Source organism: Streptomyces sp. NPDC086549 (genome assembly GCF_044746205.1).
Classification (GTDB): Bacteria; Actinomycetota; Actinomycetes; order Streptomycetales; family Streptomycetaceae; genus Streptomyces.
This window is the reverse complement of the sequence record NZ_JBIVBS010000022.1, coordinates 19,155-35,938: the sequence shown is the minus strand read 5'-3', so window position 1 is coordinate 35,938 and position 16,784 is coordinate 19,155. Positions and strand designations below refer to the sequence as shown.

At 71.1% G+C, this 16,784-nt stretch carries 11 protein-coding genes; 3 read left to right on the top strand and 8 right to left on the bottom strand.

Translation table 11 applies throughout. The features are described 5' to 3' along the window. Positions 1-50: 50 nt before the first annotated feature. From ACIPSA_RS43435 to ACIPSA_RS43420, 4 genes are read right to left on the bottom strand one after another with little or no spacing between them, the layout of a single operon-like run. A complete protein-coding gene (locus tag ACIPSA_RS43435) occupies positions 51-2,129 on the bottom strand; it encodes a PIG-L family deacetylase (RefSeq protein WP_402645678.1) in 2,079 nt (692 codons plus the stop codon). Further along, the gene (locus ACIPSA_RS43430) at positions 2,126-4,990 is read right to left on the bottom strand and encodes a stealth conserved region 3 domain-containing protein (RefSeq protein ID WP_402645676.1); all 2,865 of its coding nucleotides are present in this window, start codon (positions 4,988-4,990) and stop codon (positions 2,126-2,128) included. The genes ACIPSA_RS43435 and ACIPSA_RS43430 overlap by 4 nt, the downstream gene beginning before the upstream one ends. A gap of 9 nt (positions 4,991-4,999) precedes the next feature. Further along, complete coding sequence (locus ACIPSA_RS43425; RefSeq protein WP_402645673.1) at positions 5,000-5,941, bottom strand: hypothetical protein; 942 nt, start codon at positions 5,939-5,941, stop codon at positions 5,000-5,002. Continuing rightward, the gene (locus ACIPSA_RS43420) at positions 5,938-7,617 is read right to left on the bottom strand and encodes a stealth family protein (protein ID WP_402645671.1); all 1,680 of its coding nucleotides are present in this window, start codon (positions 7,615-7,617) and stop codon (positions 5,938-5,940) included. The genes ACIPSA_RS43425 and ACIPSA_RS43420 overlap by 4 nt, the downstream gene beginning before the upstream one ends. 585 nt (positions 7,618-8,202) lie before the next feature. On the opposite strand from ACIPSA_RS43420, the gene ACIPSA_RS43415 reads away from it, so the two are divergent. Next, positions 8,203-9,318 (top strand): LCP family protein, encoded by a 1,116-nt coding sequence (locus ACIPSA_RS43415; protein WP_402645668.1) that lies wholly within the window; start codon positions 8,203-8,205, stop codon positions 9,316-9,318. Positions 9,319-9,424: 106 nt separating this feature from the next. Here the strand turns inward: ACIPSA_RS43415 and ACIPSA_RS43410 are convergent, their stop codons facing one another. After that, entirely contained in the window at positions 9,425-10,441 is a 1,017-nt protein-coding gene (locus ACIPSA_RS43410; RefSeq protein ID WP_402645666.1) for a hypothetical protein, read from the bottom strand. A gap of 183 nt (positions 10,442-10,624) precedes the next feature. On the opposite strand from ACIPSA_RS43410, the gene ACIPSA_RS43405 reads away from it, so the two are divergent. Continuing rightward, positions 10,625-10,969, top strand: coding sequence for a hypothetical protein (locus tag ACIPSA_RS43405; RefSeq protein WP_402645663.1), 345 nt, complete (start codon positions 10,625-10,627; stop codon positions 10,967-10,969). 32 nt (positions 10,970-11,001) lie between these two features. Further along, positions 11,002-11,382 (top strand): NTP pyrophosphohydrolase, encoded by a 381-nt coding sequence (locus ACIPSA_RS43400; RefSeq protein WP_402645660.1) that lies wholly within the window; start codon positions 11,002-11,004, stop codon positions 11,380-11,382. 178 nt (positions 11,383-11,560) lie between these two features. Here the strand turns inward: ACIPSA_RS43400 and ACIPSA_RS43395 are convergent, their stop codons facing one another. The 3 genes from ACIPSA_RS43395 to dxs form a co-directional block, all read right to left on the bottom strand. Continuing rightward, positions 11,561-13,009 carry an ArnT family glycosyltransferase gene (locus ACIPSA_RS43395; RefSeq protein ID WP_402645657.1) on the bottom strand — a complete coding sequence of 483 codons (1,449 nt, stop codon included), beginning with the start codon at positions 13,007-13,009 and terminating at the stop codon, positions 11,561-11,563. Between the two features lie 73 nt (positions 13,010-13,082). Further along, positions 13,083-14,576, bottom strand: a complete 1,494-nt coding sequence (locus ACIPSA_RS43390; protein ID WP_402645655.1) for an amino acid permease — start codon at positions 14,574-14,576, stop codon at positions 13,083-13,085. Between the two features lie 146 nt (positions 14,577-14,722). Continuing rightward, positions 14,723-16,651 (bottom strand): 1-deoxy-D-xylulose-5-phosphate synthase, encoded by a 1,929-nt coding sequence (gene dxs, locus ACIPSA_RS43385; protein ID WP_402645652.1) that lies wholly within the window; start codon positions 16,649-16,651, stop codon positions 14,723-14,725. Positions 16,652-16,784 lie beyond the last annotated feature (133 nt).

Here is a 16,784-nt window from a genome sequence, read left to right as displayed (position 1 = left end):
GTTTTCCTCATTGCCTTCCTCATTTCCCTGTTCGGTGGTGCCGGGACCCGTCAGACGACCGTCGGCGGCCCGAAGCCGTCGGCGATGTCCGGCGTCTTCTGCCGCATCACTCTCAGCCGCGAGTCCGTCCCCATCACCGCCACGACGACCCGGCCGGACCGGTCCAGCGCGAGCGCGGGCGGCCGGGCCATCAGCACGTCGTGGTCGGACCACTCCAGGTCCTGGTCCCGGCCCCGGCCGCAGCCCTGGGTGGCGAGCACCGTCGTGCTCAGCCGGTTCTCCGCGTTGCGGCGCGCGAGGACGATGCGGTCCTCCGGGCCGGTCATCCGCCGTAGCGCCGCGATCCTGCCCGTTCCGCCGTGTCCGCCCAGACGTTCGGCCCGTCCGCTCCACCGGCCGTCAGGTCGCCGGCGCAGGCACATCACCTCGCCGGAGTCCTCCTCGCGGTAGAAGACCGCCACGCGCGAGCGTCCGATCTGCACCGGCGTGATGCCTCCGCTCGGGCGCCAGGCGTCGGGATCGGCCGACGTCAGGCTGTCCTGCATCTTGTACGGGCCGTACATGCCGTCCTGGTACCAGCGCACCCCGCTGCCGCGGTTCGCCGCGTACAGCTCGATCCGTCCGGTGCTCATCAGGACCGCGTTCAGGCAGTCCTGCGTGTCGCGGCCGCGCAGGTCCTCCCAGTCGCCCCAGCCGTCCACGGTCTCGCGGCGGGCGCTGACGCCGGATCCGAAGTTTCGCACGAAGACGTGCAGGATTCCCGCGCTGCCCACGACGGCCTCGGGAACTCCGACCTCCCGGCAGCGCTTCCAGTCCTTCGTGTCGTCGTCGGGGTTGCCGATCCGCTGCCAGGGCACCACCGAACCGGTATGGGCCTGCCGCCACATGCGGACGATCTCCACGTCCACCCGGCCGGCCAGCGCCCGGGTGCGGCGCAGCGCGACGAGATGCACCCCGCCGTCGGAGTCCGGGGCCACGGACAGCGACGGAGCGAGGCCGCTGCCGGGCAGCACGGCCGGCGGGCCCCACACGTCGCTGCCCGGCTCGCTCTCGGTCCAGACCGCGACCCGGCCGCCCAGCGTGACGTAGGCGGCGAGGCGGCCGTCGGCCTGCAGATGGAGCCAGTCCGTGCCGCCCTCGTACCGGGCCCGGGTGCTCCATCCGTAGCGACGGGTGTCGGCACCGTCGGACAGCTGCAGGTCACCGCAGTAGCGGTGGCGGCAGTCGTGGCCGTCGGCGGAGGTGTACACCTCCAGGACGCGCTTCTTCTCGGCCCAGGCGTGCTCCGTGAGGTTGCTGGGCCAGATCTTGTTGCCGTAGCCGACGCAGTGGTCCACCAGGGGCGGCGCGCCGCCCTCCACGACGTACCGCTCCAGGGCCGCGAGCGCGAACTGCGCCGTCGCGGTGTGGTCCTGGTGGTCGCTCGGCTTCGGGCCCCGCTCCTCGTCCCAGTCGGTGTGCCAGGGGTCGGGGTCCATGGTCCAGAACTGGCTGGGCCGCGTGCGGTGGAGCAACTCGACCAGGCAGCGCAGCAGACCGTCCTTGGTGATCTGCTGCGGCTCGCGCAGCGGGGACTCCGCGGCGATCAGGGTGAGCTGGGAGACGGCCTCCCCTGTCCACAGTTTCACGAGCCGGACGGACGGCACGTCGGCCGGGAATCCGTGCCCGGTGTTGACGATCCGCAGCCCGAAGAAGAACAGCTGGACATGGGGGGCGGCCAGCAGCGTGGAACGCTCCGCGGTCACTCCCGCCGAGAACGACACCACGTCGCGCGCCCACGGGCTCTCGCGATCGCCCGTGACCATGTCCGCGTACGCCGCGCGCAGTCCCTGCTGTCGCGCCTCGGCGTATCCCTCGTAGTCCGGCGGGCTGTCCATACGGCGGGGGTCGCGGGTGTCGATGTTGCGCCCGTCGGCCTCCGCCGCCGTCAGGTACACGCTCGTGACCCGGTGGCCCGCCTCCAGCGCACGCTGCAGGTCGGGGTTGATGAAGTACAGGTCGTCGTCCGGGTGCGCCAGTATCTGGACGAGCGACGCCTGCACGGGGGGTCCTCCGGTGGGCTGTGCGACGGCGTCGCCTCGCCCGCGGACGGACGGGCGGCGGTGCAGTTCCGGCATGCCGAAGCTCATAGCGGCCATTCCGGCAGACGTCCCGCGTGGAATCTCTGGTTGCGCGGCGAACCCGTCTCGAACTGGCTCGCGATGGGGAAGTAGCTGGGCAGGAAGGCGGCCAGCGTTGCGTCCTGCTCGTCCTCCGACACGTCTCCGTCGTGGAAGTCGTTGAGGCAGAAGACGTCGTTGGACCGTGTGGCGAGCATCCGGTTGAGCTTCTTCACCTGCTCGCTCAGACCGACGTTGACGAACCCGCCCCCGATACGGCCCGGCACACTGCGGCCCGTGTAGTAGCCGAAGTAGTGGTGCAGTGACGAGGCGACCGACACGTCGGAGGCGTTGCGCAGCTGGTTGCCCGCGGTGTTGCGCAGCGCATCGGCGAAGTGGGTCTCCAGATCTCGCATGACGCTCCGGCGCAGCGGATGCGGCGCGTGGATGAACGAGTTGACCAGGACCCGGCCGAACTTCTCCGACAGCAGCCGCCGGTTGTTCTTCGCCGCCATGCGACTGAACTCGTCGCCGTCGGCGATGGGGTTCATGGGGATGGCGTTCGACGACGGGAAGTGCTTCGACTGGCCGTTGCCCAGGAAGAAGAGGCTGGGCTGGATCGGGCGTGCCGCGAAGACGTCGTCGTTGAAGTACAGGAAGTGCTCGGAGAGGCCGTCGATGTGGTGCAGCCGGCTCTCGATGGCGTGCGAGTTGTACGTGGGCAGCTGTCCCTGACCGGCGAAGATCTCCGTGTGGTCCACCACGCGCACCCGGGGGTGGGTCGTGTCCAGCCACGCCGGGACCTGACGGTCCGTCACCAGGTAGATGTTCCGGATCCAGGGCGCGTACATGTCGAGGGACCTGAGGGAGTAGCGCAGCTCGTCCCGGTTGCGGAACCGCGCGGCGCTGGTCGCCGCGTCCTGGGTCTCGATGCCCTTGGACGCGAGCACGGCGTTCTTGCGCTCCAGCCAGGCCACGTCGGAGCCGTCGACCCAGGTGTACACGGCGTCGATGGGGAAGGTGACGTCGTCGTGGAGCTCCTGGTTGAACGCCTCGATCGTTGGGTACTCACGACCGCCCAGGCGCATGAAGTCCCGGAGCAGTGCCGCCTTGGGCAGCCGGGCGCCGATCAGCGTGCGGAACGGGGAGACCAGGTAGTCGGGGTCGTTCTCGTCCGCTTCCCAGAAGGCGACGGTGCAGCCGTACGTGGCTCCGAGCCGCAGCGTGCGGGAGGGGGTGACCACGCTCTGGTAGACCCGGACTCCCGCGCAGGGAGTCTCCGCATGGTCGGCCGTCAGGCCGCCGACCGTGGTGATGACGGAGTTGTCCCGGTCGTTGAGCAGCGCGACGTACACCGCCTGCCGCTTGAAGCTGTGCCCGAACGCCCTGAGGACGGCCTCACGGTAGCTGGCGTGCACGGCGACGGTGTGCCGCACCTTGGCCGTCCGGGTGACGAAGTACGGGATGTCGGCCGCCTCCAGGGCGGTCGCGACCATCGCGAGGTTGGCCTGCACGATGTCGTACGGGGTCTCCGCCTCGATGACGCGGCACACCTGCCCGCCGTCGCGCACGAGGCCGCCGCCCCGCCGCAGCATGCGTTCCTCGGCCGTGGCGAGCTCGTCCGTGTGCTGTGTGCTACGCGGCGCGGCGGCGGCCGCCCTGGCCTGACCACCAGATCCCGACGTCAGCGAGTGGGCCGCGATCCGCGCGGCCTTGCGCACGGCGCGGCGCCCGGAGACGCGGTCCTCCTCCAGGCTCGCGAAGAGCCGGTCGAAGTTGCGGTTGTACCGGAAGCCCGCCGCGGTCTCGGCCGCCTCGGCGCCCATGGACCAGCGGATCTCGGTGTTCTCGATCATCTCGAGCAGGGCCAGGGCGAGGGCGTCGGTGTCGCCGGGAGTGACCAGCAGGCCGGTCCGTCCCTTCTGCACGACCTCGCGCGGGGCGGTCGGGCTGTCGTAGGCGACCACGGGTACACCGGCGGCGTGGGCCTGCATCAGGAACAGTCCCAGCGCGTCCTCGGTCGCCGTGCTGAGAGCGATGCTCGCCTTGGCCCACTCCTCGGAGAGGTCCGCCGGCGCCTCGCCGACGAACTGGACACTGCTGTGCAGACCGAGCTCGTCCCGGCGCGCCCGCAGCTCCTTGCCGAGCGGGCCGTCGCCGATGATCCGCAGGGTCCAGGTGGGGTGCTGTGGACCGATCTTGGCCCACGCGGCCAGCGCCTGCGCGATGCCGAAACGTTCCTCCAGGCGGGCGACGAGCGTGACCATACGCGTCTCGAGCGTCGACCGGGGCCGGAACCTCCGGGTGAGCGCGGGCCGGGCGATCGTGACCGGCGGCACCGCCGGCCCGAAGGTCTCGGTGAACCACTGCCGCGAACGGGCACGCGGCAGGGCGAGCGCGTCACAGCGCACGATGTGCCGCAGCAGCGGCTCGGCGGCGAAGCCGGCGACCTCGGGAGCGCCCAGCTCGTAGTGGACGGTGATGATGTGCGGCGGCAGGAAGCGTGCGGCGTACGCGAGGAGCGCGGGCGACGTGGTGACCAGGATGTCCGTGTCGAGGTTCTGGAGCGCGTGCTCCATCTCGATGTCGGCGAGCCGGTGGAACCGGTCGTCCCAGCGCCGCTCGACGAAGTCGCTGGGCAGGGAAGCCAGGGCCGCCTCGGCGTCGGGGGCGAGACCGGTCCGGCGCACGGCCCGGGACCTGAGGGACTCGATGAGGAACGTGACGTCGACGCGCGGGTCCGGGGACACGAAACGACGGCGGCGTTCCTTGAAGACGCTGACGATCCGGACTTGCTCGTGCCGGCCAGCGAGCGCAGCGGCATGACCGAACACGGCGCGCTCCGCGTCGCCCAGCACGTCCGCCTGGGTCAGCAGAAAAGCGACTCTCAATCTGGTTCCTTACTCAGCCCGAGCGCCATCGCTACAGGTGAACCTGAGGCTCCCTGCAGGCGTGTACCGGGGTTCGATCCGCATCAGGATGCCGCGGCGCGGTGCCACGAGGATCTTGCGCATCGTGAACACCCGCCCCGGCACCCGTACGTCGTGAAGCCGCCTGCCGAGGCGGAGGGGCGCGCCCCTGTCCGGGTGTACCAGGACGTCCCAGTGCTCGCGCCCGCCACCGGTCGGCACCATCTCGGCCAGCGGCACCTCCAGCCGCCAGACGCCGGGCTGCACCTCCACGAGCGGGCACCTCACCCGTCGTCCCGCGGCCAGGACCTCGGCCCAGGGAGCGGTCGCCCGGACACCGAGCACCCGCAGATCGACATCGATGCGCGCGTGCTGGATGTGTACCGCGGCCACTTCCGCCTCGGGCCGGGCCCTGGCGCACACGACGCGCGCGTCACCACGCACCGTACGTCCGAGGCGGTACCGGTCCGCGGTGAGCGGCGATCTGGTCATGGGACCCGTGGCACCGATCCGCGGCGTGGTCGGTTCGGCCAGCGAGAGCGGCAGCCGCACGCTCCGGCCTCCCGAGCGCACGTCGAGCCTGAGCTTCCAGCGCCCCGGACCGACCGGCACGCCACCCGCCTCGGCGCCGAGCAGCACCGCGGCGTCCATGAGCCACGGCCCGTCAGGGTCCGGGTAGACCCGCGCCGGGCGGCGGTGCCGCTGCAGCCCTCGCCGGAGGACGATCTCGGCCGTGTCCGCCTGGGTGACGGACGCGGGCAGTTCGGCATGCAGGTTCACGGTCTGGCCGTCCAGCAGCGCGGCGTAGCGCAGCCATGCCGTCTGCCCCGCGCGCCGGGGCAGGAAGAAGCTGGTCATCAGCCGTGTGCGGTACACCGTGAGGCGCCGCAGGGCACGCCGGCGCAGGGCACCGAGCTTCCGTCCCGGTCTCATCGGACCCCCGTTCCGAGCTGGGAGAGGCGCCGCGAGGGGGCCGCTGCCGGCCGCTCGAGCTCGTAGGGACTCGCCACGGGGAAGTACGCGTCGAGGAAGCGGGTCACCATCCGCAGCTGCGCCTCTCTGTCTTCCGGCACCACGGTGTCGTTGATGCAGAACGTGTCGAAGTCCCGTCTGGCGAGCAGCCGGTCCAGCCTCTGCTCCGCCTTGCCGTCGCCGATGTCGACGTAGAGGTAGCGCAGGTCGCCCGTCGTGGCGCGCGCCGAGTGGTACGCGTAGTAGTGGTGCAGCGACGAGGCGATGGGGACGTCGTGGGGGGACCGGAAACGCGCGTGCTGGGTCACCCAGTGCGCCCGCGGGTAGACCTCCTCGATCTCGGCGAGGACGCTGCGCCGCAGGGCGTGCGGGGTGTGCTTCATCTTCTGGGAGATGACGGTGCCGAACTGCTGGGCGATGAGGCCCCGGCTGTTCTTCGCCGCGGCGTCCACGGGCAGGTCGTCCGGCTCGATGTGGCCGGGCGGGATCAGCGCCTTGGACATGAAGAACTTAGTCAGACCATTCGGGTGGAAGAACTGGTCCGGACGCACCGGCCGTCCGAAGAACACGTCGTCGTTGAGGTAGAGGAACTGCTCCGCCAGATCGGGAATGTGATGCAACTGGCTTTCGATCGCATGGGAGTTGAAGGTGGGCAGAGCCGCCGGGTCGGAGAAGATCTCCCGGTGGTCGACCACCCGCAGGCCCGGGTGGTCGGTGTCGAGCCAGTCAGGAACCTGTCCCGCGGTCACCAGGAAGACGTTGCGCACCCAGGGCGCGTACTGGTGGAGCGACCGCAGGGAGTAGAGGAGTTCGTCGCGGCTCGTGTAGCGCGCGTCGTTCGCCGCCTGTTCGTGCAGCGCCGTCGGGCCGGCGGCCAGCGTGCGCCGCGCCGCCTCCCTGCCCCTGCGCCACACCGGGTCCGAGTCGTCGACCCAGGTGTAGACGACGTCGATGGGGTAGCCGTGCTCACCGATCAGCGAAGCTGTGAACTCGGGCAGGGTGCGGGTCCGGCCCGTTCCGTACAGCGGCGGTATCGGGGTGAAGAGGCTCTGCTCGGCCTGACGGCGCGGGCCGCGCACCGGCGTCCTCGTGATCACCGAGTTGGGCCGCGGCGCGACCAGCGCGCCGTCGGCCTCCTCCCAGAACTCCAGGTCGCATCCCGACTCGTGGGCGAAGACGAGGTTCTCCGTGGGATCGCAGACGTTCCAGGACAGCCGGAGCACCTGCTCCGAGCGGAGTCTGCGCCAGGTCCTCAGCGCCCCGCCGAAGCGCGGCTGTCCCCCCGGTACCGCGCAGACGTAGCCGGGACTGCCGGCGAAGACGAGCCGGAGCGCTTCCTCCACGACCGGACGGAGCGCGGCGGGGACGGCCACGCAAGGCACGTTCTTGCCGGTGCCGCGCACGGCGAAGTAGTCGATCTCGGCGTTCTCGAGCACCGCCACCAACAGATGGAGGTTGCGGGCACGGGCGGCCCACTCGGTGGCACCCGGGACGACCGTGGCGAGGACGTGCCGGCCCTTGGACTGCACCACACGCATGGGCACCTGGAGGGCGCGCAGAGCCGGAGCTCGGCGCCCGCCCAGCACGGCCTTCACCATCGCCGAGCGAGAGGCGTCGACGGCCGCGAGGGCCCGCATCACGGCACCTCGCAGGTGGCGCGGCACACGGCGCACGATGCGCCGGCGCGTCCGCACCGGCACCAAGGAGCGATACGTCGACACCAAGGCACTGGCCTCAGGGTTCCCCGGGCTCACCGCTACTCCTCAGCATCCTGCAGAAAAGGGCTGAGGCCCCCCTCACACCCAAGTCGTCGTACAGGCGCGAGCGTCGGGGCGGACATCCGAACCGAACGATTCGCGCCACGCGATCTTCACATCTCGGCCACTCTTTGTCTATGTAGTGAACATGCATGAGACACGGTTCACTTCAACATTCACCTAAATCGCAAGCGCTACGGTGTCGCGTGCACGACAATGCCCTTTTCGCAGGCATCGACGGCATCGGCGGGACCGCGCCCCGGACGTCCGCCGGCTTCGCCCGTGCCGTTCGGCGCCTCACCGGCTCCCCCGCGGACGGCCCTGATCGGACACCTGTCCGGATGCCTGTCTATAGTGCACGTCAGCCCGGCAATGCACGGACCGGCTTTCGCCCCCCTCACCCGAGTCCTCAAGCCATCGACGTCCGCCCTTCGAGGGCTCGACCAGCTAGGACCCGGATTCAGGATGAGCCACGTCCCGACCCCTCAGCTCGCCCCAGACACGCCGCCCGTGCGCCCCGGTGGTGACACGGGAGGAGGAGACGGCGGGCGGCCCAAGCGCCGTCGTCGTACCGGCCGGATCGTCCTGATCGTCCTCACCGTCCTGGTCCTGGCCGCCGGCGGCACCGCGTACTGGCTGTACAGCGGCCTGAACGGGAACCTCAGGGGCATCGACATCGACACGGCCATCGGTGACGACCGGCCCGCCAAGCTGCCCACCTCCGGTCAGAACATCCTGATCCTCGGCTCCGACTCGCGTGCCGGCGCCAACGCGGACCTGCACACCGGTCACGTCTCCGGCGCCCGCTCCGACACCGCGCTGGTGATGCACATACCCGAGGGCCGCACCAGGGCGGTCGGGGTGAGCATCCCCCGCGACACCCTGGTCACCCGGCCCCGGTGCACGAAGTCCGACGGCACCGAGGTGGCCTCGGCGCAGCGCGTCATGTTCAACTCCATCTACTCCCAGGTCGGTCCGGCCTGTGTGGTCAAGACCGTGGAGCAGATGTCCGGCATCCGCATGGACCACTACGTCGAGATCGACTTCGCCGGCTTCAAGGGGCTCGTGGACGCGATCGGCGGGGTCACGGTCACCGTCGACCAGGACATCCACGACAGGTCCAGCGGCCTGGACCTGACCAAGGGCACCCACCGGCTGGACGGCACCCGGTCCCTGGAGTTCGTCCGTACCCGGCACGGCATCGGTGACGGCAGCGACCTCGGACGCATCGGTCTCCAGCAGAAGTTCATGCTGGCCCTGCTCGGCCAGATCAAGAAGCAGGACCTGCTGGGCAGCCCCACGAAGACCTACGAGATCGCCGACACCCTCACCTCCGCCCTCACCACCGACTCCGGTCTCGCCTCACTCACGAAGCTCGTCCGGTTCGGCGGCAGCCTGAAGGGCATCGACCCCTCCACCATGGAGACGATCATGCTGCCGGTGCGTTACGACACCCAGGACCCCAACCGGGTGGTGGCGGCCCAGCCGCAGGCCAAGCGGCTCTGGCACGCGCTGCGGCTGGACGCGGCCATCCCGGAGTCGGCGAAGAAGTCGCCGGCCACGGGCGGGCCGACGCCCTGAGCGGCACCCGCCGCACCCGCTGACCGGCCTCCGAACCCTGGGCGGCGGCGCGTCCGCACGGACGCGCCGCCGCCCAGGGCCTGTTGCGAAGCTCCCGGAGCGCGTCTCAGACCTCCCGCCACGCCTCCAGTGCCAGACCGGGCTCGTCCTTGCGGCGGGTGACCAGGAGTTGCCCGGTCGACGGGGACAACGTTGCCGCCACGACGCGGTCGTCCTCGTCCACCGCGAGGGACACCAGAGCGTCCAGCGGGAGTTGGGGACCCGACTCGGTCCACCAGGCGCCCGCCGCCTCGTCCTCGGTCGGATACGCGGCGAAGGCCACGCGGCCGCTCGACGAACGCTGGGCGAGGAGGGTGCAGTCGTGGCCGTCCAGTTCGCAGCGGACCGCCGAGACCGGGCCGGGTCCGGCCGAGGGCAGTACGGCGACCGGCTTGCCGCCGGGGCGCCAGGCGCAGATGTCGCCCGAGTCGTCGGTGTAGAAGAGGGTGGTGCTGTCGGGGGACGTGGCGAGGGCGTGCAGGCTGCCCGGACGGGCCGGGGCCTCCAGCGCCTCCTCCAGGACCGGCTCGGTGCCCGGCTCCTCCTGGCGCCAGTGCAGGATGGCACCGGGGACGGTCGCGTACAGCTCGACCCTGCCGGACTCCCCCGTCACCGCGGCCAGTTCTTCCTGGACGTCCCGGCCCTTGAGGTCGCGCCAGGGGGCCCAGCCGCCCTTCTCCTTCTGGGCGAGCAGGCTCACTCCGCCGCCCTTGTGGCGCACGAAGACGTGGGCTCGGCCCTGCGCGTCGACGGCGACCGCCGGAGTGCCGGTGCGGTCGCCCTTCTTGTCGGGGTGGCCGACCGGGCTCCAGTCCAGGGCGGCGAGGTGCGGCCGGTAGTGGGTGGAGTGCACCAGCCCCGCCTCGCCGGGCGCCGTGGGCCGCCAGGAGACCAGATGGGCGTAGCCGTCGGCGCCCTGACCGATGGCCAGGGCGGGGTCCAGCTTCTGGGTGCCGCCCATCGGGCGCGGAGCCCCCCAGGGCCCGCCGGGTCCGCGCTCCGCCCGGCACAGGACGGCTTCGCCCGACGGCAGGTAGACACCGAGCCGGCCGTCGCGGCCGCGTATGAGCCAGTCGCCGTTCACCGTTTCACTCTAAGCCGGACGGGCGGCCGAACGCGGCCCGCCCCTGGCCGATCACGGCAACGGACGAGCAAGACCCCACCGGTGGCGCCCGGCCCCGGCCGAACAGGCCGCGCCGGCGGCGCCCGGCCCCGGCCGAACACGCCCCGTCCATGACGCCCGGCACCGCACGAAGAAGCCCCGTCCATGACGCCCGGCACCGGACGAGCACCGCTTTGGCCGTGGCGCCCCCGCACAGACGAACTCGACCCCGACCACGCGGCCGGGCACCGGACCAGCGAGACCCTGCCCGTGACGCCCACACAGAACGAACTCGACCCCGACCACGCGGCCGGGCACCGGACCAGCGAGGTCCCGGCCGTGACGCCCGGCACCGTCGGCAACGACAGTTGGGCCCGGCGCGGGTGTCCCCGCTGCTCCTCGGGGACCCACGGGTCGAGCCTCCGCGGCTCCGTCCGCCGACGGCCGTGCCGCCGGGCGGGGAGCTGTGAGCGGCCCGGCAAGGGCCCCGCACGGCTCCTCAGCGGATGATTCGAGCCCCGTGGCCGTGGGACCCTTGGCCCATGGACGAGGATGCCCCGCTGCTCGTGATCGTCGACGCCGCGAACGTGGTCGGGTCGGTGCCCGACGGATGGTGGCGGGATCGCAAGGGGGCCGCCGAGCGACTGCGGGACCGGCTGGCCTCGGAGGGGCTGCCCGGCCATCCGAGCCCCGTGGAGGTCGTGCTCGTCGTCGAGGGCGCTGCGCGCGGGGTGGAGTCCGCGCCGGGCGTGCGGGTGGAGGCGGCGCCGGGCAGCGGCGACGACCGTATCGTCGAACTGGTCGAGTCGAACCGCGGCCGCCCCTGCCTGGTCATCACGGCCGACCGCGAACTGCGGCGCAGAGTCACGGAGTTGGACGCGGAGGTGACCGGGCCGCGGGCGGTGCTCGGGGGGAGTCCCTAGGGCCTGTCCGGCGGATCAGGTCGCAGGAAAGCAGCGGCGCCTCATCAACCCAGGTGAGCGGGGCCATGGGGGTCCCCCGCGCGAGCGCAGCCGAGCGTGGGGGAGTCGGCAACCGACGACAACGCGGCATACAGGCGTGCCAGGCCCCGCGTCTGCGGCATGGTCCGCCGGACAGGCCCTAGCTCCGCGGCACCCGCGCGTACAGCACTGCCCCGTCCACCTCCCCCACCTCCTCGTACCGTGCCGCCAGCAGCCGTCGCAGGGCCGGTACGCGGTCCGGGGCGTACGGCTTGCCCCGGGAGTCGTCGACCACCAGGGCCGGGGCATGGGCGGTCATTTCCGCGCGGAAGACGGGCCAGGTGCCCTGGACGGCGTACTTCTCGCCGACCTGGGGGCCGTTGCGGCCGCCGCTGTAGTTGGTGAGGAGGCCCGCGGTGAGGTAGCGGCTGGCGGGGGTACGGGCGCAGAGCCAGTACGTCTCCGGGTGTATGCCCCACACTAGGACCCGGTCGGTATGGGTCGTGCGGTGGGCCACGGCGGACGCGAGGCGCTGGGCGTGGGTGAGTTCGAGGCGGGGTGCCAACAGGCCCCAGACCAGGAAGAGGGAGCAGCAGCCGGCCGAGGTGAGGACCGCGGACGTCAGCCGTTCCCGGGGCAGGATCTGCAGCGCGGCCGTGGCCAGCAGGGCGAACGGCGGGATGAGCTGCAGGTAGTAGTGGCCGAAGAAGTGGAAGCCGAGGGTGACGGCCAGGGCCGAGGAGGCCAGCCACAGCCACAGGTCCACCGCTCCCGTGCGGGCCACGCGCAGCACCCGTACCACCGGCGGGATCAGGCCCGCGCAGGCCACGGCCAGGATCGCCGTGTTGGCCAGCCCCCTGAACAGGACGTGGAGTTCGGAGCCGGTGAAGGAGGCGTACGCCCCCGAGCCGGTGATCGTCCAGAAGACGAAGCCGGCCGGGTCCGTGGCCAGGGCCGCGCACAGCACCGGGGCGGCCGTGCCGGCGGCCAGCCGGAGCACGGCACAGCGCTGAGCGCCGTACCGGTACGCCAGCCACACCACCGGCACCAGCACCGCCCCGCCGGTCTGCTTGGCGAGGAGCGCACCGGCGACGGCCACCCCGGCCGCGCCCCAGCGGCGGCGGTCCGCGCACCACATCGCGGCGGCCGTGGACGGCAGCATGAACACCTCGAAGGTGGCGGCCTGCGCGTCCTCGGGGTTGAGCCCCACGGAGACCAGCAGGTACAGCACCCCGGCCGCACGGCCGGCGGTGTCGCCCCACCGGCGCCGGGCGAGCGAGGCCAGCAGGACGGCGGTGAGAAGCTGCGCGAGGACCGCGAGGATCCGGACCGGCGTGAGCGATCCGGAGCCGCCCAGCGCGAACGCGGCCTGGTACAGCCACGGCACGAGCGGCGGCTTGCGGTCCACCACCGTCTCGTACAGCTGTCCGCCCTGCGCCAGCATCCGGGCCTGTACGGCGAGATAGCCCTCGTCCGGGTTCCACAGCGGCCGCGCGAAGGACGGCGCCCGGGTGACGCAGGCCAGGGCCGCCAGCGCCGGCAGCAGCCGCGTCCAGTACGCCTTCCGTGCGACTGCGGTACGTGGTGGGGCGAGCGACGCGGCGGGCATGATGAGCACGCTATCCGGCCCGGCAGTCCGTATCGAAGCGGGACATACGGGGCCGGGATGGCAAGCCGTTCGGCTACAACGCCTTCGCGTTCTCCTCGTGCCTCGCGAGGCGGCTGTGCGAGCGGCCGTACAGGAAGTACACGACGAAGCCGATGACCATCCAGATGGCGAACCGGAGCCAGGTCTCGGCGGGCAGGTTGAGCATCAGCCACAGGGTGGCGAGGACGGACAGGACCGGGATGAACGGCACCCACGGGGTGCGGAAGGCGCGGTGCAGGTCCGGGCGGGTGCGGCGGAGGATGACCACGCCGAGCGCGACGACGACGAAGGCGAACAGGGTGCCGATGTTCACCAGTTCGGCAAGTTCGCTCAGGCTGGTGAAGCCCGCGATGATCGCGATGATGACGCCGAGCAGGATGGTCGGCCGGTGCGGGGTCCTGAAGCGGGGGTGGACGATGGAGAAGAAGCGCGGCAGCAGGCCGTCACGGCTCATCGCGAAGAACACCCGGGTCTGGCCGAGCAGCAGGATCATGCAGACCGTGGTCAGGCCGATGACGGCACCGAAGCTGATCGCGCCCGCGTACCAGGGGTGCCCGAGGGCCTTGAAGGCGTCCGCGAGCGGGGCGTCGACGGAGAGCTCGCTGTAGTGCTGCATGCCGGTGACGACGATGGACACCGCCACGTACAGGGCCGTGCAGATGAACAGGGAGCCGAGGATGCCGCGCGGCATGTCCCGCTGCGGGTTCTTCGTCTCCTCGGCGGCGGTGGCCACGACGTCGAAGCCGATGAAGGCGAAGAAGACGACGGAGGCGGCGGTGAAGATACCCATCACGCCGAAGTTGGACGGCGCCCAGCCGAACATCAGCTGGATGATCGGTGCTTTGAGCGTGCCCCCGGCCGCCACCGTCTGGGCCTTGGGGATGAACGGCTTGTAGTTGCCGCTGTTGATGAAGAAGGCACCGGCGATGATCACGATCAGGACGACCGTCACCTTGATGGCGACGACGACCTCCGTGACCCGCGCGGACAGCTTCATGCCGATGACGAGGATGGCGGTGAGCACCAGGACCAGCGCGGCGGCGAGGATGTCGAAGCCGAAGCCGGTGGCCCCGTCCCGGCCGGCGAGATAGTCCGGCAGGTGCCAGCCCGCGTTGTCCAGGAGCGACCGCATGTAGCCGGACCAGCCGACGGCGACCACCGCGGTGCCGAGCGCGAACTCCAGCACCAGGTCCCAGCCGATGATCCAGGCGGGCAGCTCACCGAGGGAGGCGTACGAGAAGGTGTACGCGGATCCGGCCACCGGGACGGTGGAGGCGAACTCCGCGTAGCAGAGCGCGGCGAGGGCGCAGACGACGCCGGCCGCGACGAAGGCCAGGGAGACCGCGGGGCCCGCGTTCTCCTTGGCGACCTTGCCGGTCAGGACGAAGATGCCGGTGCCGATGATGACACCGACCCCGAAGACGGTCAGATCCAGCGCGGACAAGGATTTCTTGAGCGCGTGCTCTGGCGCCTCGGTGTCGAGGATGGACTGCTCCACCTTCTTCGTCCGGAAGAGGGTACTGCTCACGGGGTACCTCCCACGCTTGTCGTCCTCGACATGATCGAGAGGGGGCGTGGTACGTATGCCCCGGAGTATCCCCATTCACGCAAATGGGCCGGTTTCACCACTCCTGGAAGTGGTGAAACCGGCCCGCACGGGCGCTCTCCCGTGTTCTAGTCGCGCGCGGGCTCCACCGGGTCGACCTCGGCGTCCGGCTGGTCGAACCGTCCGTCCAGCTTGGAGACGAGGCCGGTGACCTGACGGGCGATGTCGGGCGCGGTCAGCCCGATCTCGGCCATGACCTCGGCGCGGGAGGCGTGGTCGAGGAAGCGCGGCGGGATGCCGAAGTCACGCAGCGGGATGTCGACCCCGGCGTCCCGCAGGGCCTGGGCGACCGCCGAGCCGACGCCGCCCACCCGGCTGTTGTCCTCGACGGTGACGACCACGCGGTGCCGCTCGGCGAGCGGGGCCATGGCCTCGTCGACGGGCTTGACCCAGCGCGGGTCGACGACGGTGGTGGAGATGCCCTGCTTGTCCAGCAGGTTCGCGATCTCCAGGCACATCGGGGCGAGGGCGCCCACGGAGACCAGCAGCACGTCCGGGATGTCGGTGCCGGGCTCACGCAGCACGTCCATGCCGCCGACGCGTCCCACGGCCGGTACGGCGGGGCCGACGGCACCCTTCGAGAAGCGCACGACGGTCGGCGCGTCCTTGACCTCCACGGCCTCGCGCAGCTGGGCGCGCACCTGGTCGGCGTCGCGCGGCGCGGCCAGCCTGAGTCCCGGCACGACCTGGAGGATCGACATGTCCCACATGCCGTTGTGGGAGGCGCCGTCGGTGCCGGTGACGCCGGCCCGGTCCAGCACGAAGGTCACCCCGCACTTGTGCAGGGCCACGTCCATCAGCACCTGGTCGAAGGCGCGGTTGAGGAAGGTGGCGTACACCGCGAAGACGGGGTGCACCCCTCCCGTCGCGAGGCCCGCCGCGGAGACGGCGGCGTGCTGCTCGGCGATGCCGACGTCGTACACCCGGTCCGGGAAGGTCTTGGCGAACCTGTCGAGTCCGACCGGCTGGAGCATCGCGGCGGTGATGGCGACGATGTCCTCCCGCTCCTGACCCAGCTTCACCATCTCCTCGCCGAAGACGGAGGTCCAGTCGGCACCGGAGCTGGCGATCGGCAGACCGGTGTCGGGGTGGATCTTGCCGACGGCGTGGAAGCGGTCGGCCTCGTCCTGCAGGGCGGGCTGGTAGCCGCGGCCCTTCTCGGTGAGGCAGTGCACGATCACCGGGCCGCCGAACCGCTTGGCGCGGGCCAGTGCCGACTCCAGGGCCTCGATGTCGTGACCGTCGATCGGGCCGACGTACTTCAGGCCCAGGTCCTCGAACATGCCCTGCGGGGCGATGAAGTCCTTCAGACCCTTCTTGGCGCCGTGCAGGGTCTCGTACAGCGGCTTGCCGACGACCGGGGTGCGGTCGAGGATGTCCTTCGTCCGGGCCAGGAAGCGCTCGTAGCCGTCGGTCGTGCGCAGGGTCGCCAGGTGGTTGGCGAGCCCGCCGATGGTCGGAGCGTAGGAGCGCTCGTTGTCGTTGACGACGATGACGAGCGGGCGGTCCTTGGCCTCGGCGATGTTGTTCAGCGCCTCCCAGGCCATGCCGCCGGTGAGGGCGCCGTCACCGATGACGGCGACGACATGACTGTCCTGTTTGCGCAGTTGATTGGCTTTTGCCAGGCCGTCAGCCCAGCCGAGGACCGTCGAGGCGTGCGAGTTCTCGATGATGTCGTGCTCGGACTCGGCCTGCGAGGGGTAGCCGGACAGGCCGCCCTTCATCTTCAGCCTGGAGAAGTCCTGGCGGCCCGTGAGCAGTTTGTGCACGTAGGACTGGTGTCCGGTGTCCCACAGCACCTTGTCCTTCGGGGATTCGAAGACGCGGTGCAGGGCGATGGTGAGCTCGACCACGCCCAGATTGGGTCCGAGATGTCCGCCTGTCTTGGAGACGGCGTCGACGAGGAAGGTCCGGATCTCCTCTGCCAGCTGGTCCAGCTGCTCCAGGCTGAGCCGGTCCAGATCGCGCGGTCCCCTGATGCGGGTCAGCAGCGGCACCCGTGCCTCCTTGCAGTAAGAGCTGATCGAGCTGTTGCCGGGCTTGTCGAGTCTAATGTTCCGCCTTTGCGGGCGGCGTCCGGGCTGGGCGTCATACGTCACGCGAACGGCCGTACCCACCGGAACCGTTCCC